The organism is Devosia sp. (assembly GCF_028290435.1).
Taxonomy (GTDB): domain Bacteria; phylum Pseudomonadota; class Alphaproteobacteria; order Rhizobiales; family Devosiaceae; genus Devosia.
In genome coordinates, this window is sequence record NZ_JAQGJV010000024.1 from 64,635 (window position 1) to 86,838 (window position 22,204).

At 63.0% G+C, this 22,204-nt stretch carries 24 protein-coding genes and 1 riboswitch; of the genes, 15 read left to right on the top strand and 9 right to left on the bottom strand.

The genetic code is table 11. The annotated features are described in order from the left end of the window. Positions 1–35 precede the first annotated feature (35 nt). Together flhA and JWP26_RS06795 are read left to right on the top strand one after the other, a co-directional pair. Complete coding sequence (flhA, locus tag JWP26_RS06790; RefSeq protein ID WP_299724996.1) at positions 36–2,174, top strand: flagellar biosynthesis protein FlhA; 2,139 nt, start codon at positions 36–38, stop codon at positions 2,172–2,174. Position 2,175: 1 nt separating this feature from the next. Further along, a complete protein-coding gene (locus tag JWP26_RS06795) occupies positions 2,176–3,102 on the top strand; it encodes an aminoglycoside phosphotransferase family protein (RefSeq protein ID WP_299724998.1) in 927 nt (308 codons plus the stop codon). Here JWP26_RS06795 and JWP26_RS06800 read toward each other — a convergent pair. Further along, complete coding sequence (locus tag JWP26_RS06800; protein WP_299724999.1) at positions 3,099–3,803, bottom strand: glutathione S-transferase N-terminal domain-containing protein; 705 nt, start codon at positions 3,801–3,803, stop codon at positions 3,099–3,101. The genes JWP26_RS06795 and JWP26_RS06800 overlap by 4 nt on opposite strands. A gap of 155 nt (positions 3,804–3,958) precedes the next feature. On the opposite strand from JWP26_RS06800, the gene JWP26_RS06805 reads away from it, so the two are divergent. The 5 genes from JWP26_RS06805 to JWP26_RS06825 all read left to right on the top strand — a co-directional run bounded on the left by JWP26_RS06805 (position 3,959) and on the right by JWP26_RS06825 (position 7,865). After that, entirely contained in the window at positions 3,959–5,023 is a 1,065-nt protein-coding gene (locus tag JWP26_RS06805; protein ID WP_299725001.1) for a putative zinc-binding peptidase, read from the top strand. A 34-nt stretch (positions 5,024–5,057) separates the two neighbouring features. Further along, complete coding sequence (locus JWP26_RS06810; protein ID WP_299725003.1) at positions 5,058–5,465, top strand: GFA family protein; 408 nt, start codon at positions 5,058–5,060, stop codon at positions 5,463–5,465. 14 nt (positions 5,466–5,479) lie between these two features. Continuing rightward, positions 5,480–5,920: a GNAT family N-acetyltransferase gene (locus JWP26_RS06815; RefSeq protein WP_299725005.1), complete on the top strand. Its 441-nt coding sequence runs from the start codon at positions 5,480–5,482 to the stop codon at positions 5,918–5,920. A gap of 341 nt (positions 5,921–6,261) precedes the next feature. Continuing rightward, positions 6,262–6,870 carry a PRC-barrel domain-containing protein gene (locus tag JWP26_RS06820; RefSeq protein ID WP_299725006.1) on the top strand — a complete coding sequence of 203 codons (609 nt, stop codon included), beginning with the start codon at positions 6,262–6,264 and terminating at the stop codon, positions 6,868–6,870. 68 nt (positions 6,871–6,938) lie between these two features. Beyond that, a complete protein-coding gene (locus JWP26_RS06825; protein WP_299725008.1) occupies positions 6,939–7,865 on the top strand; it encodes a PRC-barrel domain-containing protein in 927 nt (308 codons plus the stop codon). 264 nt (positions 7,866–8,129) lie between these two features. Here JWP26_RS06825 and fliJ read toward each other — a convergent pair whose 3' ends face one another. Then, positions 8,130–8,543 (bottom strand): flagellar export protein FliJ, encoded by a 414-nt coding sequence (gene fliJ / locus JWP26_RS06830; protein WP_299725010.1) that lies wholly within the window; start codon positions 8,541–8,543, stop codon positions 8,130–8,132. A gap of 52 nt (positions 8,544–8,595) precedes the next feature. Beyond that, on the bottom strand, positions 8,596–9,924 hold the full coding sequence (gene fliI / locus JWP26_RS06835) for a flagellar protein export ATPase FliI (protein ID WP_299725012.1): 1,329 nt from the start codon (positions 9,922–9,924) through the stop codon (positions 8,596–8,598). A 397-nt stretch (positions 9,925–10,321) separates the two neighbouring features. On the opposite strand from fliI, the gene ctrA reads away from it, so the two are divergent. From ctrA to JWP26_RS06850, 3 genes are all read left to right on the top strand, one after another. After that, complete coding sequence (gene ctrA, locus JWP26_RS06840; RefSeq protein ID WP_299725014.1) at positions 10,322–11,023, top strand: response regulator transcription factor CtrA; 702 nt, start codon at positions 10,322–10,324, stop codon at positions 11,021–11,023. Positions 11,024–11,280: 257 nt separating this feature from the next. After that, on the top strand, positions 11,281–12,051 hold the full coding sequence (locus JWP26_RS06845; RefSeq protein WP_367184086.1) for an alpha/beta fold hydrolase: 771 nt from the start codon (positions 11,281–11,283) through the stop codon (positions 12,049–12,051). 23 nt (positions 12,052–12,074) lie between these two features. Continuing rightward, positions 12,075–12,503 (top strand): YciI family protein, encoded by a 429-nt coding sequence (locus JWP26_RS06850; protein WP_299725018.1) that lies wholly within the window; start codon positions 12,075–12,077, stop codon positions 12,501–12,503. Positions 12,504–12,566: 63 nt separating this feature from the next. Here the strand turns inward: JWP26_RS06850 and rpoH are convergent, their stop codons facing one another. Further along, a complete protein-coding gene (rpoH, locus tag JWP26_RS06855) occupies positions 12,567–13,451 on the bottom strand; it encodes an RNA polymerase sigma factor RpoH (RefSeq protein ID WP_299725020.1) in 885 nt (294 codons plus the stop codon). A 303-nt stretch (positions 13,452–13,754) separates the two neighbouring features. Continuing rightward, positions 13,755–14,783: an RluA family pseudouridine synthase gene (locus tag JWP26_RS06860; RefSeq protein WP_299725022.1), complete on the bottom strand. Its 1,029-nt coding sequence runs from the start codon at positions 14,781–14,783 to the stop codon at positions 13,755–13,757. Here JWP26_RS06860 and JWP26_RS06865 point away from each other — a divergent pair. Next, on the top strand, positions 14,782–15,138 hold the full coding sequence (locus JWP26_RS06865; protein ID WP_299725024.1) for a DUF6476 family protein: 357 nt from the start codon (positions 14,782–14,784) through the stop codon (positions 15,136–15,138). The two genes, JWP26_RS06860 and JWP26_RS06865, sit on opposite strands and share 2 nt — an antisense overlap. Before the next feature lie 160 nt (positions 15,139–15,298). On the opposite strand, the gene JWP26_RS06870 is transcribed toward JWP26_RS06865, so the two are convergent. Together JWP26_RS06870 and JWP26_RS06875 are read right to left on the bottom strand one after the other, a co-directional pair. Next, on the bottom strand, positions 15,299–16,249 hold the full coding sequence (locus tag JWP26_RS06870; RefSeq protein ID WP_299725026.1) for a hypothetical protein: 951 nt from the start codon (positions 16,247–16,249) through the stop codon (positions 15,299–15,301). A gap of 181 nt (positions 16,250–16,430) precedes the next feature. Further along, a complete protein-coding gene (locus tag JWP26_RS06875) occupies positions 16,431–17,000 on the bottom strand; it encodes a DUF1134 domain-containing protein (protein WP_299725028.1) in 570 nt (189 codons plus the stop codon). Positions 17,001–17,126: 126 nt separating this feature from the next. On the opposite strand from JWP26_RS06875, the gene JWP26_RS06880 reads away from it, so the two are divergent. From JWP26_RS06880 to JWP26_RS06890, 3 genes are all read left to right on the top strand, one after another. Next, positions 17,127–17,582: a YHS domain-containing (seleno)protein gene (locus JWP26_RS06880; protein WP_299725030.1), complete on the top strand. Its 456-nt coding sequence runs from the start codon at positions 17,127–17,129 to the stop codon at positions 17,580–17,582. A 140-nt stretch (positions 17,583–17,722) separates the two neighbouring features. Then, positions 17,723–18,409, top strand: coding sequence for a histidine phosphotransferase ChpT (gene chpT / locus JWP26_RS06885; RefSeq protein WP_299725032.1), 687 nt, complete (start codon positions 17,723–17,725; stop codon positions 18,407–18,409). A 122-nt stretch (positions 18,410–18,531) separates the two neighbouring features. Then, on the top strand, positions 18,532–18,888 hold the full coding sequence (locus tag JWP26_RS06890) for a PleD family two-component system response regulator (protein ID WP_299725034.1): 357 nt from the start codon (positions 18,532–18,534) through the stop codon (positions 18,886–18,888). 5 nt (positions 18,889–18,893) lie between these two features. On the opposite strand, the gene JWP26_RS06895 is transcribed toward JWP26_RS06890, so the two are convergent. Continuing rightward, complete coding sequence (locus JWP26_RS06895) at positions 18,894–20,165, bottom strand: RNA polymerase sigma factor (RefSeq protein ID WP_299725036.1); 1,272 nt, start codon at positions 20,163–20,165, stop codon at positions 18,894–18,896. Continuing rightward, entirely contained in the window at positions 20,162–20,836 is a 675-nt protein-coding gene (locus JWP26_RS06900) for a thiamine diphosphokinase (RefSeq protein ID WP_299725038.1), read from the bottom strand. Before JWP26_RS06900 ends, JWP26_RS06895 begins: the two co-directional genes overlap by 4 nt. 41 nt (positions 20,837–20,877) lie before the next feature. Continuing rightward, a riboswitch (TPP riboswitch) is annotated at positions 20,878–20,976 on the top strand. 71 nt (positions 20,977–21,047) lie between these two features. Here JWP26_RS06900 and thiB point away from each other — a divergent pair. Continuing rightward, entirely contained in the window at positions 21,048–22,052 is a 1,005-nt protein-coding gene (thiB, locus tag JWP26_RS06905; protein WP_299725040.1) for a thiamine ABC transporter substrate binding subunit, read from the top strand. The last annotated feature ends 152 nt before the right edge of the window (positions 22,053–22,204 follow it).

A 22,204-nucleotide genomic window follows, 5' to 3' on the forward strand; every position in this document is an offset into this window, starting at 1 on the left:
GCCCTTAAACCGCATTCAGTCGGACCCGAACATTCATGACCGACATCGTCCCCAGCGGCAAAATTCCGGGTCCGGCTTTCAAGATTCCGAGCTTCAACTCGGTCTTCAACATTGTCCGCTCGGGCGACATAGCGCTCGCCACCTGCGTGATGGCGATCATCGTCATCCTCATCCTGCCGATGCCGCCGGTGCTGCTCGATGGGCTCTTGGCGATCTCGATCGTCTTTTCCGTCATGATCCTGATGACGGCTCTGTTCATCCAGAAGCCGCTGGAATTCTCGTCCTTCCCCACGGTGCTGCTGATCGCCACCATGCTGCGGCTGGGCCTCAACCTGGCCACCACCCGCCTGATCCTGAGCGAAGGCCACAACGGCACCAGCGCCGCCGGCCACGTCATCGAGGCCTTCGGCAATTTCATTACCCGCGGCAATTTCATCATCGGCGTGGTGGTCTTCGCGATCCTGGTGATCGTCAACTTCATCGTCATCACCAAGGGCTCGGGCCGCATCGCCGAAGTCGCGGCGCGCTTCAATTTGGATGCCATGCCCGGCAAGCAGATGGCCATCGACGCCGACCTGAGCGCCGGCCTGATCGACGAAACCACCGCCAAGGCCCGTCGCGCCGAACTTGAAGGCGAAAGCGCCTTCTTCGGCAACATGGACGGCGCCAGCAAGTTCGTGCGCGGCGACGCCATTGCGGGCCTGATCATCACCTTCATCAACGTCATCGCCGGCATGATCATCGGCGTGATGCAGGAAGGGCTGAGTTTCCAGGAAGCCGGCAACGTCTATACACTGCTGACCATCGGCGATGGTCTCGTCTCCCAGATTCCGGCGCTGATCGTCTCGACTGCAGCCGGTATCCTGGTGTCAAAGTCCGGTGTTACCGGCTCGGCCGACAAGGCGCTGACCGCCCAATTCACCGGCTATCCCAAGGCGCTGGGCATGTCCTCGGCCGTCATGGTGCTGCTGGCCTTCCTGCCCGGCATGCCGATCATTCCCTTTATCGGCATTGCGGGCGCCGTCGGCTATCTGGCCTGGCGCTCCATGGCCGGCAAGGACAAGCTCAAGGCCGAAGCGGCGCTCCTCGCCCTGACCACCAACCCCGCCGCCTCCGGCTCCTCCGGCCCCAGCGAGCAGCCGATCACCGACAGCCTCAAGATCGACGAGCTCAAGCTCGAACTCGGCTATGGCCTGCTGGGCCTGGTCAAGGAAGACGAAAACGGCAGCGATCGCCTCACCGAGCAGATCAAGGCGCTGCGCCGCCAGCTCGCGGGCGAACTCGGCTTCATCATGCCGCCCGTGCGCATCCTCGATAACATGCAGCTTGAGCCCAACGACTATAAGGTTCGCATCAAGGAGGTCGAGGCCGGCCATGGCCAGATCTGGGCCAACCAGTTGATGGTGATGGACCCCATGGGACGCGAGATCAACCTGCCGGGCCACCACACCACCGAGCCCACCTTCGGGCTGCCCGCGACCTGGATCGAGCCGGCTTTGCGCGACGAAGCCGAACTGCGGGGCCTGTCGATCATCGATCCGTCGACAGTGATCTCGACGCACCTGACCGAGGTGCTCAAGGCCAATGTGGCGGACCTGCTCAGCTACGCCAATGTGCAGTCGCTGCTTTCGGGCCTGCCCAAGGAACAGCAGAAGCTGGTCGAGGACATCGTCCCCGGCATGATCTCGGTGTCGGGCATCCAGCGCGTCCTGCAGGCACTGCTGAACGAACGCATCTCGATCCGCGACCTGTCGACCATACTCGAAGGCGTCGCCGAAATCGCCGGGCCGGGCCGCTCGACGCAGGTGATCGCCGAGCACGTCCGCTCGCGTCTGGCGCGCCAGCTCTGCGCCGCCAATCTGGGCCCCGACGGCAACCTGCCGCTGCTGACCCTGTCGCCGCAATGGGAGCGCGATTTCGCCGAAGCCATGGTGGGCGACGGCGACAACCGCCACCTCGCCATGGCGCCGTCGCGCCTGCAGCAGTTCATCGTTGGCGTGCAGCAGGGCTATGAGCGCGCCGCCCAGATGGGCGAGCTGCCGGTGCTGATCACCTCGCCCTCGATCCGCCCGCATGTCCGCGCCATCGTCGAGCGGTTCCGGCCGCAGACCGTGGTGATGAGCCAGAACGAAGTGCATCCGCGCATCCGATTGAAGACCATCGGCAGCGTGTGAGATGAGCGGCAAGACCTTCCCGGTCCCCGATCTCGTCCGCCGACGCGCCATCTCCGAGGGCAGCGAGGGCCTTGCCTGGCTGGCATCGCTCGACGCCACCCTCACGAGCCTCGAACACGACTGGAACCTGACCATCGGCAAAACCCTCGACGGGGGCAGCGCCGCCTTCGTCGCCGAAGCGAGGACCTCCCGCGGCGAGAGCGTCGTGGTCAAGGTTAGCACCCCGGCCACGGCTGCGCACCGGCATGAGGTGGATGTGCTGCACGCCGCTGCCGGCAAGGGCTATGTCACACTGCTGCGCCACCATGCCCCGCGCCGGGCCATGCTGCTGGAACATCTGGGCGCCCGGCTTGAGACGAGTGGCCTGTCCTATGAGCACCAGGTCAACATTGTCTGCGCCACCCTGCTCGAGGCTTGGATGCTGGTGCCGGCCGGCATGACATTTCCCACCGGCGCCGACAAGGCCAACGCGCTGGGCAGCGACATCATCAAAATGTGGAATGAAACCGGCCAGCCCTGCTCGTCGGCCCTCATCGACAAGGCCCTGCTCTATTGCCGCGACCGCGCCGCCAGCTACCGCCGCGAACATGCAGTGCTGGCCCATGGCGACCCGCATCCGGCCAATATTCTTGCCGTCCCCGGCACCGATCGCTTCAAGTTCATCGACCCCGACGGGATCGCGATCGAACCGGCCTACGACCTCGGCGTCCTGCTGCGCGCCTGGGACGAGGGCCTGGACGGCCGCCACGCTCACGACATTGCCCGCAGCCACGCCCGCCACCTCGCCACCCGCACCCAGGTCTCCGCTGAGGCGATCTGGCAGTGGGGCTTTATCGAACGCGTCTCGACGGGACTGCTTCTGCTGCAACTGGGCGAGCAGGGCAAAGGCCAGCAATTCCTGGCGATTGCCGAAACGCTGCTCGGCTAGGCGCGTGGCGGGATATTGAGGCCGCGCTCAACCGCCGGTCGCGCCAGCAGGCGTTCGACCCAGGCGGGCACCGCCGTCAGCTCGTTGTATTTGGTGATCTCGCCGGCACCATAGAAGCCGTTGAGGTTGCGCACCCAGCCGATCAGCGCGATATCGGCGATGGTGTACTCGTCGCCCATGATGAACTGCCGCCCGGTCAGCCGGCTCTCCAGCACCTTGAGCAGCCGCTCGCTTTCGGCGCGATAGCGCTCGAACGGACGCTTGTCCTCAAACTCCTTGCCGGCGAACTTGTGGAAGAAGCCAAGCTGCCCGAACATCGGGCCGATCGCGGCCATCTGGAACATCACCCACTGGATGACCTCGTAGCGCGCAGCCGGATCGGTGGGCAGCAGCTTGCCGGTCTTCTCGGCCAGATAGAGCAGGATGGCGCCTGACTCGAACAGGCCCAGCGGCTTGCCGCCCGGTCCGTTCGGATCGATGATCGCCGGGATTTTGCCGTTCGGATTGAGCGACAGATATTCAGGACCCCAGGTCTCGTTGATCCCGATATTGATCGAATGGGCCTCATAGGGCAGCCCGATTTCCTCCAGCATGATCGAAACCTTCACCCCGTTGGGTGTCGGCGTCGAATAGAGCTGCAGGATATCGGGGTTTTTCGCTGGCCAACGCTTGGTGATCGGGAAAGCGGACAAATCGGTCATGGGAGAGTCTCCAGTTTGGCGCGGAGACTAGGCGAGGCACTCTGGCCCGGCAAGGCGGCACACGATGGTGCCCGTACCCAGGTAGATGATCGCGCCACGCCGCTTGGAACCAGCCCGGCGCCCAGCCATTATCGCAGCACAGACCGGGGCCAATCATGAAACTCTTCGCCTGCGACCACTGCGGCAACACCGTCTATTTCGAGAACACACTGTGCGAACGGTGCGGTCATCAGCTGGGCTACGTGCCCGAGCGCAACGCCCTGGTGTCGCTGGTCGAGGACGGCGGGCTATGGTCGAGCCCGGCCATCCACGACGAGTCTTTCGTGTTCTGCGCCAATGCGCAGTTTGGCGCCTGCAACTGGCTGATCCCCGCCATTCCGGGCGGCGACGTCTATTGTGCCGCCTGTCGCCACAACGAGACCATCCCGGCCGTCGACGCCCCCCTCAACCTGAGCCGCTGGCAAGTGATCGAGCGCGCCAAGAAGCGCCTGTTCTATTCGCTGCTGCGCCTCAAGCTGCCGCTGCGGACCCGCATCGAGGACCCTGCCCACGGCCTCAGCTTCCGCTTTCTCGCCGATATGCCGATCGAGGCCCAGCCGGTGATGACCGGCCATGAGGGCGGAATTATCACCATCGCCCTGGCCGAAGCCGACGACCCTACCCGCGAGGCGCGGCGCACCGCCATGGGCGAACCCTATCGCACCCTCTTGGGCCATTTCCGCCACGAGATCGGCCATCATTATTGGGACCTGCTTGTCGCCGATGGTCCCGATCTCGCCCGCTGCCGCGCCCTGTTCGGCGACGAGCGGCAGGACTACGACATGGCGCTGCAGACCTACTATGCCAACGGCGCCCCCGTGGGCTGGCCGCAGACCCATATCAGCGCCTATGCCACCGCCCATCCGTGGGAGGATTTCGCCGAAACCTGGGCGCATTACCTGCACATCACCGACACGGTGGAAATGGCGGCCGATTTCGGCGTCCGGGCCACGCCGCGCGTCGACGACGATGGCAGCCACGCCGTCCGGCTCGATTTCGACACCTTCGGCGCCGTCGGCATAGGGCCCATCGTCGACCACTGGGTGCCCCTGGCGTCCCTGCTCAACAATCTCAACCGCACCATGGGCCTGCCCGATGCCTACCCCTTCATCCTCACGCCGGCGGTGATCGAAAAGCTGGGGTTTGTGCATGATCTGGTGCATGCAAAGCGGCAGCGATAGATTGCCCCGATAAGGATTTATTGCGAGGTGCGCCATGGCTTCCAGAACTGCGAGCTGTAGCTGCGGCCAGTTGTCCATTGAAGTGGAAGGCGAGCCGGGTGGCGTTGGCGTGTGCCACTGCCTGGCCTGTCAACGCCGCACCGGCAGCGTCTTTGCTGCGCTGGCGGGCTTTTCCACACCCTACAAGGTGACCGGCACCGCGACCGAATATGTGAGAACCGGCGATCACGGCGGCAGGTTCCGGTTTCGCTTCTGTCCGGTCTGCGGCAGCACCGTGTTTCATACGGAGGAAGGCTACGAGGACAGGTTCGTGGCTGTCGCCGTCGGCGCATTTGCCGATCCGAGCTTTCCGCCGCCCCAGGATTCGGTCTACGACTGTCGCCGCCATCCATGGGTTCAGCTCCCGGCCGGCGTAATCGCCTACGACAAAGACCCCACCTGACCATCGAGTGCCCAATGACCTTCGACGTTACGATTCTGCGCGTCCCGGCCTTTTCCAGCCTGTGCAATGCCGCCTTCAACGTGCGGCGCGAGGTGTTCGTCTGGGAACAGAACGTGCCCGAGGAACTTGAACACGACGAATACGACGCCACCGCCACCCATTTCGTCGCAATTACCGAGGGCGAGGTGGTGGGCACACTGCGTATTGTCGATCTGCCCGAGCATGCCAAGATCGGCCGCGTCGCGGTGCGCCAGCGCTTTCGCGGCCGCGGCATTGCCAAGGCGATGATGCGCGCCGCCATGGAATTCGCGCGTGAGAGTGGTCAGGAACGGCTCTACCTGACCGCCCAGACCGACAAGCTGGGCATGTATGAAAAGCTGGGCTTCGTGGCCTTCGGCGAGATTTTCGACGATGCCGGCATGCCCCACCGCGCCATGCGGACTTACGATATTTGATCGGTTGCGTTAACCAGTTAGCAACCGCTTAACGCTGAAAGGCGGCAGCGCGTGTGCTGTCGTCATGGGTCCGCTATTGTGGGCGATGTCAGGAGCCGTGCGCGCATATCGCTGCTAGTTTCGAGAACAAAAAACGATAACCGCCTGGGAGGCGGAAAGGGCCGGCCTCGATTTACGAGGGCCGGCCTTTTCAATTTCTGTCGCTTTCGGACAGGACGTCGCAGCGCGGAACGATTGCCGCCGATGTCACGTTGTCGAAGCAATGGGCGGCACGGCACGCTACCGGAAAGTTTTGCGCCGCACCGCCCGTTCATCATCACAATGAACCTACGGAGCCTATAATGATCCGCACCCTTTTGACCACCACCGCCTTGTCCATAATGCTGACGGCTGGCGTCCTAGCCCAAGACGCTCCAGCAACGGTCGATAGCACCGTCGACACTACGGTTGATGCTGTCAACAGCGCCGTCACCGCCACCGGTGAGGCCGTCAAGGACGCCGCCGCAGACGCTCAGGATGCGGTGCATAACGCGACCGCCCGCGAGCCCTGGGACATTTCGGCCGGCTATGTAGCCGTCGATACCGATAATCTGGCCACCAAGCTGATCGGCCAGTCGGTTTATTCCTCCACCGGCGACGACGCCCAGGATATCGGCAAGGTCAGCGACCTGGTGTTCGATGCCAACGGCCAGATTGTTGCCGCCATCATCGGCGTTGGCGGCTTCATCGGCATCGGTGAAAAGTCCGTAGCCGTCGATTTCCGCACCCTGGAGTTCACCCTTGCGGCCGACAATACCGAGCGCTGGGTACTGCCCACCACCGCCGACGCTCTGACAGCCGCTCCCGAATTCGTCTGGAAAGACGACAAGCCGGCTGACGCTGTTACGCCTGCAGCCGATGGCGGCGCCATGGCGCCCGCCGATACGACGCCGGCTCCTGCCGTCCAGTAATCCTGGCGGCATCCAAAAAACGGGCCGGCCCTTCGGGGCCGGCTTTCGCCCATAAAGGAACCCATTCCATGCGTCACGAACTGCTTGCCCTTCCCGCCTTTGTGCTGCTGCTCGCCGCTCCCGCCTTGGCCCAGCAGGCAGCACCACCGGTTGCTGCTCCCAGCGAACTGGAACAAAGCGGGCTGACGCCGCCGACCGTTCTCTCCGAGGGCTATTCGACCCGCGGCCAGGACACGCTGGTGACGCGGCTCTTGGGGCAGAAGGTCTATTCCAGCGTTGCCGACGACGCCAAGGAGATCGGCACCATCAGCGACATGGTAGTGACCTCTGGCCAGGGCATTTCGGCCGTCGTCATTGGCGTCGGTGGGTTTCTGGGCATCGGCGCCAAGGATGTGGCCATCGATTTCGCCCAGCTCGAATGGGCCGAGCTTGAAGACGGCAGCCGACGCTGGGTGCTCGATACCACCGCCGAAGAACTGACCGCCGCGCCGGCCTTCATCTGGACCGACAGCGAGGAGGCCAAGGGCCCCGCGATGACGCCCGAACAGGAACAAGAGCAGATGGCCCCCGGCGACCCCAATGCGGCGCCGGCCGATCCGGACGAGACCACCGACCAGCCCGACCGTCCGGTGATCAGCATCCCGATGGACCGTACCGGATTGACCGACTTCGACGGCAGCACCCTCACCGCAGACGAGCTGCGCGGCACCGGCGTTTATGGCATCGATGACGAACCCATCGGCAACATCAGCGATGTGGTGCTGACCCCCCAGGGCGGCATTGATGCGCTCGTGGTGGATGTCGGCGGCTTCCTGGGCCTTGGCGCCAAGCCGGTCGCCGTGGGCTTCGACAAACTCAGCTTCTCCGCCGACACCAGCGGCACGCGGTATCTGTTCATCAATGCCAGCCGCGGGCAGCTCGAAGAGCAGGTGCCGTACGATCCGGCGACTTATGCGGCGGATCGGGCCAACCAGCGGATGGTGATTACGCCTTAAGCGGCTCATGTGAGCTCAAAGCCGCCACTCACTCGGTGTCATACCGGGGCAGGCCATGTTGGATGGTCCGGTGTGCACTAGGTTCCCACCCACCGCCCTTCCCGCGGATCAAGCCGCGGGACGGAGCGTGGGTGTGGGTGCGTTCGGTGTAAAACACGGGGGTGTGGTTCGCGCAAAGCACCGGCGTGGCAAGCGCAACGCGTCGGTGTGGTCAAACGAAAAAGGCCCGCTCATGCGGGCCTTAAAACGTCGATCCGAAACCTTTTACTGGTTGCGGAACCGGAGCCGGCCGATTTCGTCGTATTCGGCTTGCTCGACCTTGAGCTGCTCGACGGCTTCGCGCTGATGTTCGCGCTGGTCCAGCAGTTCGACCTTCTTGAGGTCTTCGATGGCTTCGGCCAGCGCGTCCTGAGCCGTTTCCAGCTTCTCGCGCATGTCATTGGCCGAGGCGATCAGGTTATCGCGCCGCGCCAGAGCCGCCTTGGCGAATGTCGAATAGGCGAAATGGGCGACATCAGAAATGCCGGTCTTGGTCTGCTCGATTTCGATCTGCTGGTCCAGTTCCCCCGCCATGCGGACGAAGTCGTTGACCATCATCTCGATCTGGGCGACCTGACGCCGCTTTTCGTCCACCTGGAACTTCTTGAGCCTAATGAGGCTCTCGCTGCGCGATTTCACGACCCGTACTCCTTACACACCAAGTCAGTTCCGGGACGCGAACACCGCCCCATCAAACCGTCGCACTTGCCGCTTCGACAATCGCCTCGAGCTGCTTATAGCCCTCGGCCAGCGTCGTAGTCTCTTCCCGCTCCTGGCTCAAAAAAGCCTCGAGTGCCGGGTAGACGGCAATCGCACGGTCCACTTTAGGATCTGACCCTTTCCGGTATGCCCCCAGCCGGATCAGCTCCTCCATGTCGGAATAAATCGACATGAGTTCGCGCGCCTTGGCCAGGACCGGTCGAAAATTGACCGGAACGCACCCTGGCATGGTGCGCGATATGGACCTTAGCACATTGACGGCGGGGTAACGTCCCCGCTCGGCAATTCCGCGCTCCATCACGATATGCCCATCGAGAATGCCGCGAACGGCGTCGGCAATGGGCTCATTGTGATCATCACCTTCGACCAAAACGGTAAATAGTCCGGTAACAGAGCCCGAATTTACCGTCCCTGGGCCTGCCCGCTCCAATAAACGTGGCAATTCTGTGAACACTGTCGGTGGATAACCCTTGGCGGTGGGGGGTTCGCCGATGGCGAGACCGATCTCGCGCTGCGCCATCGCGAAGCGCGTCAGGCTGTCCATCATGCATAGAACGCGCTTGCCCTGGTCGCGGAAGAACTCGCTGAGGGCCAGTGTCATATAAGCCGCCTGCCGCCGCATCAGCGCGGCTTCGTCGCTGGTCGCCACCACGACGACGGCATTTTGGAGGCCCGCTTCCCCCAGATATTCCTGCACGAACTCGTGCACTTCGCGGCCGCGCTCGCCGATCAGGCCGATCACCGCGACGTCCACATTGGTATTGCGCGCCAGCATACTCATGAGCACGGACTTGCCGACACCCGAGCCGGCGAAGATGCCGAGACGCTGCCCTTCGCAGACGGTGGTAAAGGTATTGAGGCACCGCACGCCCAGGTCGAGCGGATCGCCGACCCGCACCCGGTCATGCGCCAATAACGGATTCTGTCGCAACGGATAGGGTGTTGCGCCACGGGGCAATGGGCCCTTGCCGTCGATCGGCTCGCCATTAGCATTGATGACGCGCCCCAGCCAGCTTTCGGACGGATAGGCTGCCCCGTCATTGCGCTGGAACACCGCCTTGCAGCCCAGCCGCACGCCCGAGAGCTGCCCGAACGGCAGGCAGAGCGCATGACCGTCCTTAAAACCGATGATTTCGGACGCGAGTTCCGCCCCATTGGTGGTTTCGATCGCCACCCGTCCGCCCACCCGCAATTCGCGCACCGGCCCGACGATCTCGATGAGAAGGCCCTGAACGGATTTGACCCGGCCAAAAACCTCCACATCGTCGATCGCGTCGATCGCCGAAGTCAGCGCCTTCATGGTGAACCCCACAGTCCCGATTCGTCTTATGAACCGAATCGGATAGTAACCGATCGTTAAGCAAAAAGCGTTAATGAGACATTTGGAGCCGTCTGTGGTGCGTTTCGCGCCGCCACCCGCTCCAACCCCCAGCCACCCGCAATACCATGAGTCCCGAGAGTCGCTTAAAGGCTCGACTTAAACCATTTTCTTAAGAAAAATGAAGAGAATTAACCGTTAAATTTCAATGACTTAAACTTAATTCATCTTACCCGACTTTGCGTATTGCTCAACCGAATTAAACTTTGTTAACTATTAGGGCTTAGGGTTCAGTCATATCCAGTAGGGTTTGGAGTGAGGCGGGCGTCAGGCCACCAGCCGCACTGTTCCAGCAGGAACGAATGACAAGGGGAATATAATGCGGGTACTCCTTATTGAGGACGACAGCGCGACAGCGCAAAGCATCGAACTGATGCTTAAATCTGAGAGCTTCAACGTCTATACCACCGACCTCGGTGAAGAAGGCGTCGATCTCGGCAAGCTCTATGATTACGACATTATCCTTCTCGATCTCAATCTGCCCGACATGAGCGGCTACGAGGTGCTTCGCACCCTGCGTGTCGCCAAGGTGCAGACGCCCATCCTGATCCTGTCAGGCCTGGCGGGCATCGAGGACAAGGTGCGCGGTCTCGGCTTCGGCGCCGACGACTACATGACCAAGCCTTTCCATAAAGACGAACTCGTGGCCCGCATCCACGCCATCGTCCGCCGCTCCAAGGGCCACGCCCAGTCGGTCATCTCGACCGGCGAGCTGACCGTCAACCTCGACACCAAGACCGTCGAAGTGATGACCCAGCGCGTGCACCTCACCGGCAAGGAATACCAGATGCTGGAGCTGCTTTCGCTCCGCAAGGGTACGACCCTCACCAAGGAAATGTTCCTCAACCACCTCTATGGTGGCATGGACGAACCCGAACTCAAGATCATCGACGTGTTCATCTGCAAGCTGCGCAAGAAGCTGAGCGTTGCGACCGGCGGCAAGAACTACATCGAAACCGTCTGGGGCCGCGGCTATGTGCTGCGCGAGCCCGACGAGCAGGAATATTCCGAGATCGCCTAAAGCTTCTCGGCTCACCGCTAACGTCACACCGAACCCCGTGCAGCCTCCCCTGCGCGGGGTTCTGGTTTTCGCGGTGCGATTTTTCCCCCGACGCTGTCGAAACGACAGAACCCGGTTCGTCGTGTTGCCAGAAGCGCCACTAAACTGGCGCCGCAATCCGAGGAACCCAGATGCGCAAGCTCATCGCCCCCCTTGCAGCCGCCGCCAGCCTGCTGGCCGCCAGTGTCGCCCACGCCGAAACCGTTCCGGTCAACGGCATGAACATCTACTACGAGATTACCGGCGCAGGTGACCCGCTGATCGTGCTGCCGGGCGCCTATATGACCATTCCCGATATGGGCGAGATCATCCCCATGCTGGCCAAGACCCACAAGGTCATCACAATGGAATTTCAGGGCCATGGCCGCACTGAGGATATCGACCGCCCGATCACCTATGAGAACCTCGCCGATGACGTCGCCGGCCTGATGGACGCCCTGCATATCGAAAAGGCCGACGTGTTCGGCTATTCCATGGGCGCGGGCGCCGCCATCCAACTCACCATTCGCCATCCCGAAAAAGTCGATCAACTGATCAGCGCCTCCGCTGGCTATGATATGTCCGGCATGCAGCCGGCCTATATGGCGTTTGTTCCGCAGATGAAGCCGGAAATGTTCATTGGCACGCCCATGGAGACCGCCTGGAAAAAGCTGGCGGTCAATCCAGACGGTTTTCCGGCCTTCGTCGACAAGATGATCGCGCTCGAGCACGAGCCTCTGGCTTGGGAGGCGGGCGTCAAGACCATCAAGAGCCCGGTGCTTGTCATCGCCGGCGATAGCGACGTGGTGACGCTGGAGCACGAAGTGGCGTTCTTCAAGTTGCTCGGCGGTGGTGTCATGGGCGACATGGGCGCGCCGCTCGCCGCCTCGCGCCTCGCCATCCTGCCCGCCACCTCCCATACTGCCGTCATCAACCAGCCCGAGCTGCTCCATGGCCTTATCGAGCCGTTCCTGCAGGGCGAAACGCCAAAATCCTTCATGGGTATGTAACCCCAGCCTCAGGAGATACCGCCATGCGCTTCATGATCATCGTCAAGGCCTCTCCCGAAAGCGAAGCTGGCATCATGCCACCGTCCGAACTGATCGCCGCTATGGGTCGCTATAACGAAACCCTGATCGATGCCGGCATCCTGCTGGTCGCCGAGGGCCTGCAGGCATCCTCCAAGGGTGCCCGCATCAAATCCGAAGCGGGCAAGATCACCGTTACCGACGGGCCCTTCACCGAGACCAAGGAGTTGATCGCCGGCTTCTGGCTGGTCCAGGTCAAGGACCGGGCCGAGGCGCTGGAATGGTGCAAGCGCATCCCGTTCGAGGAGGGCCAGGAAGTTGAACTGCGCCAAGTGTTTGAGTCCTTCGACTTCCCCGCCGACAGCGTGACCAGGGAGCATCTGGAGGCCGAGCAGGCCTGGCGAGAGGCCAATGAGAAACCGATCACCCGCTAACACGTTCTGCACAAACAAAAAGGCCGCCCCTCGGGGCGGCCTTTCGCATTCTGCGGATGATTGTTAGGCGTTGGCGCCGGCCTGGTGGCGGGCGGCGTCCTTGACGGCATCCTGCACCTTTTCAAAGGCGCGGACCTCGATCTGGCGGATGCGCTCGCGGCTGACGTCGTATTGCTGGGCCAGCTCTTCGAGCGTCGACGGATTGTCCTGCAGGCGGCGGGCTTGGAAGATGGCGCGTTCGCGTTCGTTGAGCACTTCCATGGCGCCGTTCAGCAGCCCCATGCGCTCATTGTATTCTTCGCTGTCACCCAGGCGCGTTTCGGCGCTCGGCGTATCGTCGACCAGCCAATCCTGCCATTCGGACGAGCCTTCATCGGCACGCATCGGCGAGTTGAGCGAAGCATCGCCCGACAGGCGAGCGTTCATCGACACGACTTCCTCGGCCGTCACGTTGAGCGTGGTGGCAATCTGCGCGATCTGGTCGGGATGCAGATTGCCATCGTCGAGCGCGGCGATCTGGCCCTTGACCTTGCGCAGGTTGAAGAACAGGCGCTTTTGCGCGGCGGTGGTGCCGATCTTGACCAGCGACCACGAGCGCAGGACATATTCCTGGATCGCGGCACGAATCCACCACATCGCATAGGTGGCCAGACGGAAGCCCTTATCGGGCTCGAAGCGTTTGACAGCATGCATCAGGCCCACATTGCCTTCCGAAATGACTTCGGAAATAGGCAGGCCATAGCCGCGATAGCCCATAGCAATTTTGGCCACGAGGCGGAGGTGAGACGTGATCAGACGCTGGGCAGCGCCCGGATCGGCGTGCTCCTTGTAGCGCTTGGCCAACATGAATTCTTCATTGGGTTCCAACATCGGGAACTTGCGGATTTCTTGCAGGTAGCGGCTGAGACCGCCTTCGGCGGATAGGACGGGCAGATTAGTCTGGGCCATTGAACGCACCCCTTTCTGGCTCCCCCGCATTCCGCGGGCGGAATATTTCGGCCCTGTCCGAGAGCGGCACAGGGGACGAAACGATCTCATATGTAAGCAGCAATCCGGCAATTGTAAGGGCTGCCGAACCTCAGCTAACGTTACAAATTGGATAGGGTTCCAACCGGGCGGACACCCTCACCCGGCCTCCGCTTCGCTCGGCAACCCTCTCCCCGTCGGGGAGGAATCCTGAGGGCTCAGTGCCCCTATTCTTCTCCCCGTCGGGGAGAAGGTAGCGCGCAGCGCCGGATGAGGGTGCCTGCCCTACCGTGCAAACGCCTTGTCGAAATCCTCCAGCGCTTCCTCAAGCGCCTCCAGGTCCGGCGGCAATGGCGCCTCGAACATCATTTCCTCGCCCGTCGTCGGGTGTTCGAAGCCGAGTTCGGCGGCGTGGAGCGCCTGGCGGCCAAGCGCCACGATGGGGCCAGCGACCTCGGGCGGCAGACGGTTGATCTTGGTGACGTAACCGGGCGCATAGACCAGGTCGGAGACCAGCGGGTGGCCGATATAGGCCATGTGGACGCGGATCTGGTGGGTGCGCCCGGTTTCGAGCTGGCACTGGATACGGGTGATGTCCCAACCCTCGCCGCCGAAACGGGCTTCGACGGCGTAATGAGTGATGGCCTCGCGGCCGTCCTTGCGCACGGTCTGCTTGAGGCGATTGTTCTGGTCGCGACCAAGCGGGGCCTGAATGGTGCCCTTGCCGGTCTCCGTGGTGCCCCAGACGAAAGCGATATAGGCGCGGTGCAGCGGCCCGGTGCGGCCATGGTCGGCAAACTGGGCGGACAGGTGCTGATGGGCCAGGTCGGTCTTGGCGGCCACCATCACGCCCGACGTATCGCGATCGAGCCGATGCACGATGCCCGGGCGCTTGACGCCGCCGATGCCCTGCAGGCTTTCCCCGCAATGGAAGATCAGCGCATTGACCAGCGTACCGTTGGGACTACCGGGCGCCGGGTGAACCACCATGCCGACGGGCTTGTTGATGATGATGAGCTGGTCATCCTCGTAAAGGATGTCGAGCGGGATATCCTCGCCCTGGGGCTCGGCATCTTCTGGGGGCGGGGCGATAAGAGTGATTGTCTCGCCGGCCTTGACGCGATATTTGGGCTCGCTGACGACAACGCCGTCGATAGCCACGGCGCCGGTGAGGATCAAGTCCTTGAGGCGGCTGCGGCTAAGAACGTCGTGGGCCTTGGCGAGGACAGCATCGAGCCGCCCGCCGGCCTGTTCGGCATCGACGACGACTTCGACTTCATCACCATCGATTTCCTCAATGGGTAGGTCCTGCATGAGCGATCCTCAAAATTCCGGGCCAAACGGGCCAGACGCGGATGCCCCACTGTCGCCCGAGGCGAAGGCCATCCTGAAAAAGGCGCGCCGCTCGTTCGGAATATCGATCGGCATCCTGTTGCTGGGCTTTATCGCGATTGGTTTCGCGCTTGTCTATCGAGTAATGCGCGATAGCCCGCCGCCCGAGGTCGCAGCAAGCGTCGCTATGCCGGCGGGAGCCGAGGTGATTTCGGCAGTAGTGGCGGATGGGACGGTCAATGTGACGTATCGGATTGGGGGCGCTGTGACGCTGGCGCTGTTCGATCAGAAGACCGGGGAATTGACGCGAACGGTGGTGATCGGGACGGCGCCGTAAACTGCGCGTCGTGGCGCGCTTTAGCTTTCCCCACCCGCGGTTCTTCCCGCGGACTTGCTCCGCGGGCCTTTGGCCGCATGTGCCGTGCTGAGAGTGGCCCGCGGAGCAAGCCCGCGGGAAGGTCGGTGGGTGGGATGGTTTGACGCTAAATCCGAGCGCCTCAGCGCCCCTGAATCTCGCGTAAAGCCGCCATGCGATCTGTAACGCTGCCGCCCTTGCGTTTGCCCAGTGGAGGCGGCTTGGGCAGTTCCTCGGTGGTCTTGCCATCGGCGGCGAAGCGTTGCACCCGGTCGAACAGGCTTTCCTCGGGGCCGGCAACCACGGGCTTTTCGCTTTCGCTGGCATAAACCAGGCGGCTGACATTGGCGGCGATCTCATTGAGCCGGTCGCGCAGCTTGGCCTCGTCCATGCGATCGGAGTCCCAATCGGCGAGCAGCGTGGATTCGACGCCCGCAACCTTGGTGCGCAGGACTTCGAGTTCGTCGTCGAGGCTGAGCTTGTCGGCCAGCAATTGGTTGGCCTGGCCCCCGGCCTTCTCGGTCGCCTCGCCGGTTTCGGCCAGAATGGCGTTGAGCCGGGTCTCGGCGCTGGCGAGACGCGCTTCGGCGGCGACCAGGCTGTCGGCAGTGGCCTTCTTGGGCCCGGCGCCACCGCGCATGGTTTCAAGTTCGCCATTGCGTACCGACAGTTCGCGCTCGCGCATCCGCAACCGCTGCGCCAGATCGGTATTGTCGCGCTCCAGCTCCGCCAGGCGGGCGCGGATTTCGGCCTCGCGGGCCTCCAATTCCCCCACGACGGCGCCGTGCTGGTCGCGTTCGGCCTTGAGCGCCCCCAGGTCGGCGCGTTTGCGGTCGACATCGGTGATCTGCTCGGCCATCCGCTTGCGCAGCGCCTCGATGGTCATCTCCAGCTTGCGGGTGCTGAGCGCAAATTCGGCGCGCAACTGATCCTTGTCGGCGCGGAACTCGGCCATGGTGATGGGGGTCGCAGCCTCGATGCGGCGCTTGGTCAGGCGGACGGCGCGTCGCCATACGGCGGGCATGATGATCAGCGCCAACAGGCCCGCAGCGAGCAGGCCGAGCGCGAAATACATGATGTTCTCGATGCCCATCGACCGAACTCCGGAGCCGCCACGCCCTTGCGGGTAAACCCTATCTGGCAGCAATGGCGCAAAGGCGCCATCCTCACCGCCCAACATTCCTAACGCGTTTGCGCGAGCCAGTCACGATAGAGCCGGGACCCTTGGCCCCGGCTACGGCACTTTTACGATCAAATCGTGTGGTTTTCGCCAGCTAGAACGGGTTCCAGGTCGGCTCCTGGGTGAATTTGAGATAGCCGACATTGAAGCCCAACCGCGCGCCGACGCCCGAGCGGATCGGCACCAGTACGATATTGCGGTTCTTGATCACCGTCATGCCCAGCCCGCCGATGATATAGGCGGAGCCATCGACGCCGGCGAAGCGGCCGTAGATTTCCTGAATCTGGGAGAGATTGTAGACCAGCATCATCGACTTGGAGCCATCGCCGCCAACGTCAAAGCCCAGGCTCGGGCCCTGCCAGAACACCGGGATTTCACCGGCATTGCGAGTGTAAAGCGTGCCTTGGCCGTACCGGGCGCCTGCAAACAGGGCGCCACCGGCATCTTCACCCAGGATATAGCCATTGGGCAGGCCGAACTGGCTCACCGAGCGTTCGATCAGCGAGGCAAGGCCCTGGGCTACCGAGCCGAAGAAGGCGCTGCCGGTATTGACCAGTTCCTCGCCCGAATAGGTATCGCCGAGCGACCCCTGGGCAAAGGCTGCGGGCACCGGAAAAAGGATCGCCGTCAGCACGGCAAGAACGAGAGCGAAGCGCTTGAACATGATTGTCCTCCGGGGGCAGCACGGTGTTTACGAGGACCTTAAGCTTTGGCTTGTAGCTTCAGCGTCGGACGCGCGCACCGATCATTGCTGGCAATCATGAAGCAAACCTCTAAACAAATCTTAACCATGCTTGCCTTTGTTCTGCCGCTATTGAGCATGGCCGGGACGGCGCAGGCGCAGTCCATCGTCACCACGATCATCACCGATCCGCTGACCGGCGTCGCCATCGACGGCATGGACGCGGTCTCCTATTTCACCGAGCCCGCGCCGCTGCTGGGGCGCGGCGACTACGAATTCACCTGGAGCGGCGTGCCCTGGCATTTCGCCAATGCCGCCAATCGCGACGTCTTCGCCCGCGCGCCAGAAATCTATGCGCCGCAGTTCGGTGGCCATGGCGCCATGAGCGTGGCGCGCGGCTTCGTCTCCGATGCCGACCCCAGCATTTATGCGGTCTATGAGCAGCGCCTCTACATGTTCTATTCAGCCGGCAATCGCGAGGCCTTCCTGCTGGCGCCTGCGGAGGCAGCCACCAAGGCCGCAAAGAACTGGCCGGCTTTGGCCAAGGTATTGGTCCGACAGTAGCGCCGGCAGTCTCGGGGCAATTTGCGCGTATCGCCGCCTGCGGCCATAAAAATAGGTCTATTTTTACCGATGACACTCTAATGTCGGTGTCACTGATTCCCGCGCGTCCCTCGGCGCGCGCTCTTACGGAGACTGCATAGATGGCCGATATCATCGAGCTCAAGGCAACCGATCTCGCGGCCATGTTGTGCTCCCGGGTCTGTCACGACCTGATCAATCCGATCGGGGCGATCGGCAATGGGCTCGAAGTTCTGGCTGATCCGAGCCAGGGCGACATGAGCGAAGGGGCGCGCGACCTGATCGCCAGCGCCGCCAAGCAGAGCCGCGCCAAGCTCGAATTCGCCCGCCTGGCCTATGGGGCGTCCTCCACCGCTGGCACCGATATCGACACGCGCGAATGCGAACGCGTGGCGCGCATCCTGTTCGAGATCGAAAAGGCCGATCTCGAATGGAACGTGCCGCTGATCCTGATGCCCAAGCACAAGGCCAAGCTGTTCATGAACATGCTGCTGATCGCCGCCATGTCGGTACCGCGCGGCGGCCAGGTGACGGCCAGCATCACCGGCGACGCCGGCAGCGAGAAGTTTGAGTTCACCTCCAAGAGCGATCCGGAAAAGCGTCAGAAGACGCTGATCCCCGCCGGCTGCGTCGGGCTGCTGTCGGGCATGCCCGAAGAAGGCTCGGTCGACGCGCGGGGCATCCAGCCGTTCTATACTGGCCTCTTGGCGCGGATGACCGACATGGACATCACCATCGGTATCGAAAACGAGATGTTCTACCTGACCGCCGTGCCCAAGGCCGCAGTGGTCGCCGAAACCGTCAACTGATCGGTTCAGACCTGATCGCGGAAATACGGATACCGGCTCTATTGCAGCGGTAACGCTAACCTTTCCGTAGGCAGTGGCGGCGCATAATCACCAAGCGTCCGCCTCTGCCGAAAGTCATGCCCATGAAATCCTGCCTCATCGTCGATGACTCCACCGTCGTCCGCACCGTGGCGCGGCGTATCATGGAAGACATGGATTACATCGTCGACGAGGCCGAGGACGGCCAGGAAGCGTTCGACAAGTGCCGCCAGGAAATGCCGGACGCGATCCTGCTCGACTGGAACATGCCGATCATGAGCGGGCTGGAATTCCTCAAGCTGCTGCGCGCCTATGTGGGCGGCGACAAGCCGCGCATCGTCTATTGCACGGTCGAGAACGATATCGGCGCCATCGCCATGGCACTGCGCGCCGGCGCCAGCGACTACATGATGAAGCCGTTCGACCGGGCGATTTTGGAGTCCAAGTTCGAAGCGGCCTGAGGCCCCTAAGCCAGCAACTCCGCCCGCGCGCGCAAAAACGCTTGTTCGCGTTCGTTGTGCGTCAGGCTGGCCGCCTTTTCGAATTCGGCTTTGGCCTCGGCGCGTCGGCCCAGCTTTTCCAGGAGATCTCCCCGCACCACGGGCAGGAAATGATAGCTCTTGAGCGCCGGTTCGTCCTTGATCGCGTCGATCAGCGCCAGAGCCGGCCCCGGCCCTTCCGCCATCGAGACGGCAACGGCGCGGTTGAGTTCGATCACCGGCGAGGGCGTTACCTCGGCCAGCCTGCCATAGAGCGCGGCGATGCGCGACCAATCAGTGTCCTGGCCCTTGTGCGCCCGCGCGTGACAGGCGGCGATCGCGGCCTGGATGGCATAAGGTCCCTCGGCCCCGCCGAGGAGTTCGGCTTCGGCCAAAGCCGCAAGGCCGCGCCGGATCAGCAACTGATCCCACCGCGAGCGATCCTGATCGAGCAACAGCACCGGCTCGCCTTGGGCATCGGTGCGGGCTTGCGTGCGCGAGGCCTGGATTTCCATCAGCGCCACCAGCGCATGCACTTCGCTCTCCTCGGGCGTCAGCCGCGCCAGCACGCGGCCGAGACGTTGTGCCTCGTCGCAAAGCTGCGGACGCATCCAGTCGCTGCCGGCGGTGGCCGAATAGCCCTCGTTGAAAATCAGGTAAACCACGCCCAGCACCGAGGCCAGCCGCTCGGCTCGCTCGGCACCACGGGGCACTTCGAACGGCACGCCGGCCTCCGCAATGGTGCGCTTGGCGCGCACGATGCGCTGGCCAATGGTGGGTTCGGCCACGAGGAAGGCCCGGGCAATTTCCTCGGTGGTGAGGCCACCCAATAGCCGCAACGTCAGCGCCACGCGCGACTCGGGCGGTAGCACGGGATGACAAGAGGTGAAGATCAACCGCAGCAGGTCGTCGCCGACATCGTCATCCAGCGCCTCGTGCAGTTGCTCAATATGGTCGGGCGTGTCGGTTTCGATGCCGTGGCCGACATCGACCAGCTTTTCGGCGGCCATCTTGCGGTGGCGGAACATGTCGATGGCGCGGCGCTTGGCAGCCTGCATGAGCCAGGCGCCCGGATTATTGGGAACGCCCGATTGCGGCCAGGTCTTGAGCGCGATCACCAGTGCATCCTGCGCCAGCTCTTCGGCCGTGGAAATATCGCGCACCACCCGCGTCAGCCCCGCGATCAGGCGGGGCTGCTCGATTTTCCAGACCGCCGAAATGGCGCGGTGGGTCTCGGCTTCGGCTGCGGTCTGGGTCATGAGAGTTCCCCCAGCAAATCCCACAACCGCTCCTTGCCCAGGATCAGTAACCAGGGCGTGTTGTCCTCCGGCTCGATTTCCACGCGGCCGCCGGTCGCCGCATTGGAGGTGCCGATCAGCCCGCCCGGCTCCAGCAACAACCCGTCGAGCGGATAAAACAAACCCGTCGAGCGCACGAAACCGACCCGCACCAGCGGATGGATCGATACCCGCTCGCCGGCCGTCGCCTCGAACGCAAATGCGCCGACGGCGGCGAAAGCCACATCCACCTCGTCGATCAGCAGCAGCTTGCGCTCGGGCGCGAATTGCAGCACGGCGCTGAGCGCCGCCAGCGTGTGATCGAGCCGCTTGCCGGTCATCCCCAGCGCCAGCGTCACGGGTGCGCGGGTGGAATAGATCGCCTTCTGGAAGTCCGTGGTGATCTGTTCGGGAATATGGATGACCCGCGTCCGGGTCTCCCATGCGGCACGATCCGAGAGCGAATCAAGGTCGCCTATGATCGCCGCCGGCACAAGGCCGGCCGCGCCGATTGCGTCGCCGCCGCCATCGGCGCCCACCAGCATGACGCCCATTTTCGCCAGCGCCCGCAGCAGGGACGCATCGACATTGCCCCCGCCCACAATGGCGATCGGGCCCTCGAAGACCAAAGGCAACCCGTCCGTTTCGGCCACGGAAGTCTCTTGCACTGTCACAAAGCACTCATTAAGTGTGGGGCGTCTCGCTGGGGTGTTCCGGAGAAATCCGGAGCTGAGAGTTACCCATTGAACCTGAACCAGGTCATGCTGGCGGAGGAAGTTCGAGATGGCAAGGGGTGCCTTCTCGCGCCTGCGCCATTGACATATTCCCTTCTCACATGGCCGCAAACCTTGAAGGGAATGACCCATGGTCAAATTCACCCGTCTGGCGCTTGCGGTCCTAACCGGACTGCTCGCCGCTCCCGCCATCGCCCAAGAAGCGCCGGTGCTGACGATCTATACCTATGACGGCTTTGCCGCCGAATGGGGCCCCGGCCCCGGTCTCAAGGCGGGCTTCGAGGCCACCTGCGGCTGCACCGTCAACTGGGTCGCCGCTGACTCGTCCATTGGCACGCTGCGGCGTGTCCAGCTTGAAGGCGACACCACGCCGGCCGACCTGATCGTGGGCCTCGATACCTCGATTGCCGGGGAAGCCCGCGCCACGGGCCTGTTCGCCGACCATGGCCTCGACCTTTCCGGCCTCGCGCTGCCCGATGCCTGGACCGACAAGCAATTCGTGCCGTTCGACTATGCCCATTTCGCCTTCGTCTATGACAGCGACACGGTCAAGACGCCGCCAAAATCCTTCGAGGAGCTGATCGCGCTGCCGGACAGCTTCAAGATCGCCATCCAGGATCCGCGCTCGGCCACCCCGGGCCTCGGCCTCGTGCTCTGGGTCAAGGCCGCCTATGGCGACCGCGCCGCCGAAATCTGGAAGGGCCTCAAGCCGCATATTCTGACGGTGACGCGCGAATGGAGCGAAAGCTACGACCTGTTCCTCAAGGGCGAGGCCGATATGGCGTTGAGCTACACGACCTCGCCTGCCTATCACATTGTCTCCGAGCACGACGACACGATCCACGCCGCGCTGTTCGATGAGGGCCACTACGCCCAGATCGAGGTCGCTGGCGTGTTGAAGTCGTCCAAGCACCAGGAATTGGCCAAGCAGTTCCTCGCTTATCTCTCGTCCACCGCTGGCCAAAAGATTATTCCGGATACCAACTGGATGTTCCCTGTGGTGGACCTCGGCGCGGACCTCGATCCGGCATTTGCCTCCATGCCGCAGCCGAGCAAGACATTGCACCTGAGCGATGAAGAGATCGCGGCGCACTCGAAAGAGTGGATCGATGAGATGTTGAAGGCGATTCAGTAGGGCAAGTCCGTGCTCACCCTGGCCTCCCCCCACCCTAACCCTCCCCTCAAGGGGGAGGGGACTGGATCATGCGCGCGGCAATATCACGCGCCGGCCACCGGCCCAGAGCCCCTCCCCCTTGAGGGGAGGGGTTGGGGTGGGGGGAGCCCTCC

Bases quoted from the DNA above. Each gene is read 5' to 3' on its own strand.
- flhA (WP_299724996.1), top strand. From the start codon at position 36: ATGACCGACATCGTCCCCAGCGGCAAAATTCCGGGTCCGGCTTTCAAG.
- JWP26_RS06795 (WP_299724998.1), top strand. From the start codon at position 2,176: ATGAGCGGCAAGACCTTCCCGGTCCCCGATCTCGTCCGCCGACGCGCC.
- JWP26_RS06800 (WP_299724999.1), bottom strand. From the start codon at position 3,803: ATGACCGATTTGTCCGCTTTCCCGATCACCAAGCGTTGGCCAGCGAAA.
- JWP26_RS06805 (WP_299725001.1), top strand. From the start codon at position 3,959: ATGAAACTCTTCGCCTGCGACCACTGCGGCAACACCGTCTATTTCGAG.
- JWP26_RS06810 (WP_299725003.1), top strand. From the start codon at position 5,058: ATGGCTTCCAGAACTGCGAGCTGTAGCTGCGGCCAGTTGTCCATTGAA.
- JWP26_RS06815 (WP_299725005.1), top strand. From the start codon at position 5,480: ATGACCTTCGACGTTACGATTCTGCGCGTCCCGGCCTTTTCCAGCCTG.
- JWP26_RS06820 (WP_299725006.1), top strand. From the start codon at position 6,262: ATGATCCGCACCCTTTTGACCACCACCGCCTTGTCCATAATGCTGACG.
- JWP26_RS06825 (WP_299725008.1), top strand. From the start codon at position 6,939: ATGCGTCACGAACTGCTTGCCCTTCCCGCCTTTGTGCTGCTGCTCGCC.
- fliI (WP_299725012.1), bottom strand. From the start codon at position 9,924: ATGAAGGCGCTGACTTCGGCGATCGACGCGATCGACGATGTGGAGGTT.
- ctrA (WP_299725014.1), top strand. From the start codon at position 10,322: ATGCGGGTACTCCTTATTGAGGACGACAGCGCGACAGCGCAAAGCATC.
- JWP26_RS06845 (WP_367184086.1), top strand. From the start codon at position 11,281: ATGAACATCTACTACGAGATTACCGGCGCAGGTGACCCGCTGATCGTG.
- JWP26_RS06850 (WP_299725018.1), top strand. From the start codon at position 12,075: ATGCGCTTCATGATCATCGTCAAGGCCTCTCCCGAAAGCGAAGCTGGC.
- rpoH (WP_299725020.1), bottom strand. From the start codon at position 13,451: ATGGCCCAGACTAATCTGCCCGTCCTATCCGCCGAAGGCGGTCTCAGC.
- JWP26_RS06865 (WP_299725024.1), top strand. From the start codon at position 14,782: ATGAGCGATCCTCAAAATTCCGGGCCAAACGGGCCAGACGCGGATGCC.
- JWP26_RS06860 (WP_299725022.1), bottom strand. From the start codon at position 14,783: ATGCAGGACCTACCCATTGAGGAAATCGATGGTGATGAAGTCGAAGTC.
- JWP26_RS06870 (WP_299725026.1), bottom strand. From the start codon at position 16,249: ATGGGCATCGAGAACATCATGTATTTCGCGCTCGGCCTGCTCGCTGCG.
- JWP26_RS06875 (WP_299725028.1), bottom strand. From the start codon at position 17,000: ATGTTCAAGCGCTTCGCTCTCGTTCTTGCCGTGCTGACGGCGATCCTT.
- JWP26_RS06880 (WP_299725030.1), top strand. From the start codon at position 17,127: ATGCTTGCCTTTGTTCTGCCGCTATTGAGCATGGCCGGGACGGCGCAG.
- chpT (WP_299725032.1), top strand. From the start codon at position 17,723: ATGGCCGATATCATCGAGCTCAAGGCAACCGATCTCGCGGCCATGTTG.
- JWP26_RS06890 (WP_299725034.1), top strand. From the start codon at position 18,532: ATGAAATCCTGCCTCATCGTCGATGACTCCACCGTCGTCCGCACCGTG.
- JWP26_RS06895 (WP_299725036.1), bottom strand. From the start codon at position 20,165: ATGACCCAGACCGCAGCCGAAGCCGAGACCCACCGCGCCATTTCGGCG.
- thiB (WP_299725040.1), top strand. From the start codon at position 21,048: ATGGTCAAATTCACCCGTCTGGCGCTTGCGGTCCTAACCGGACTGCTC.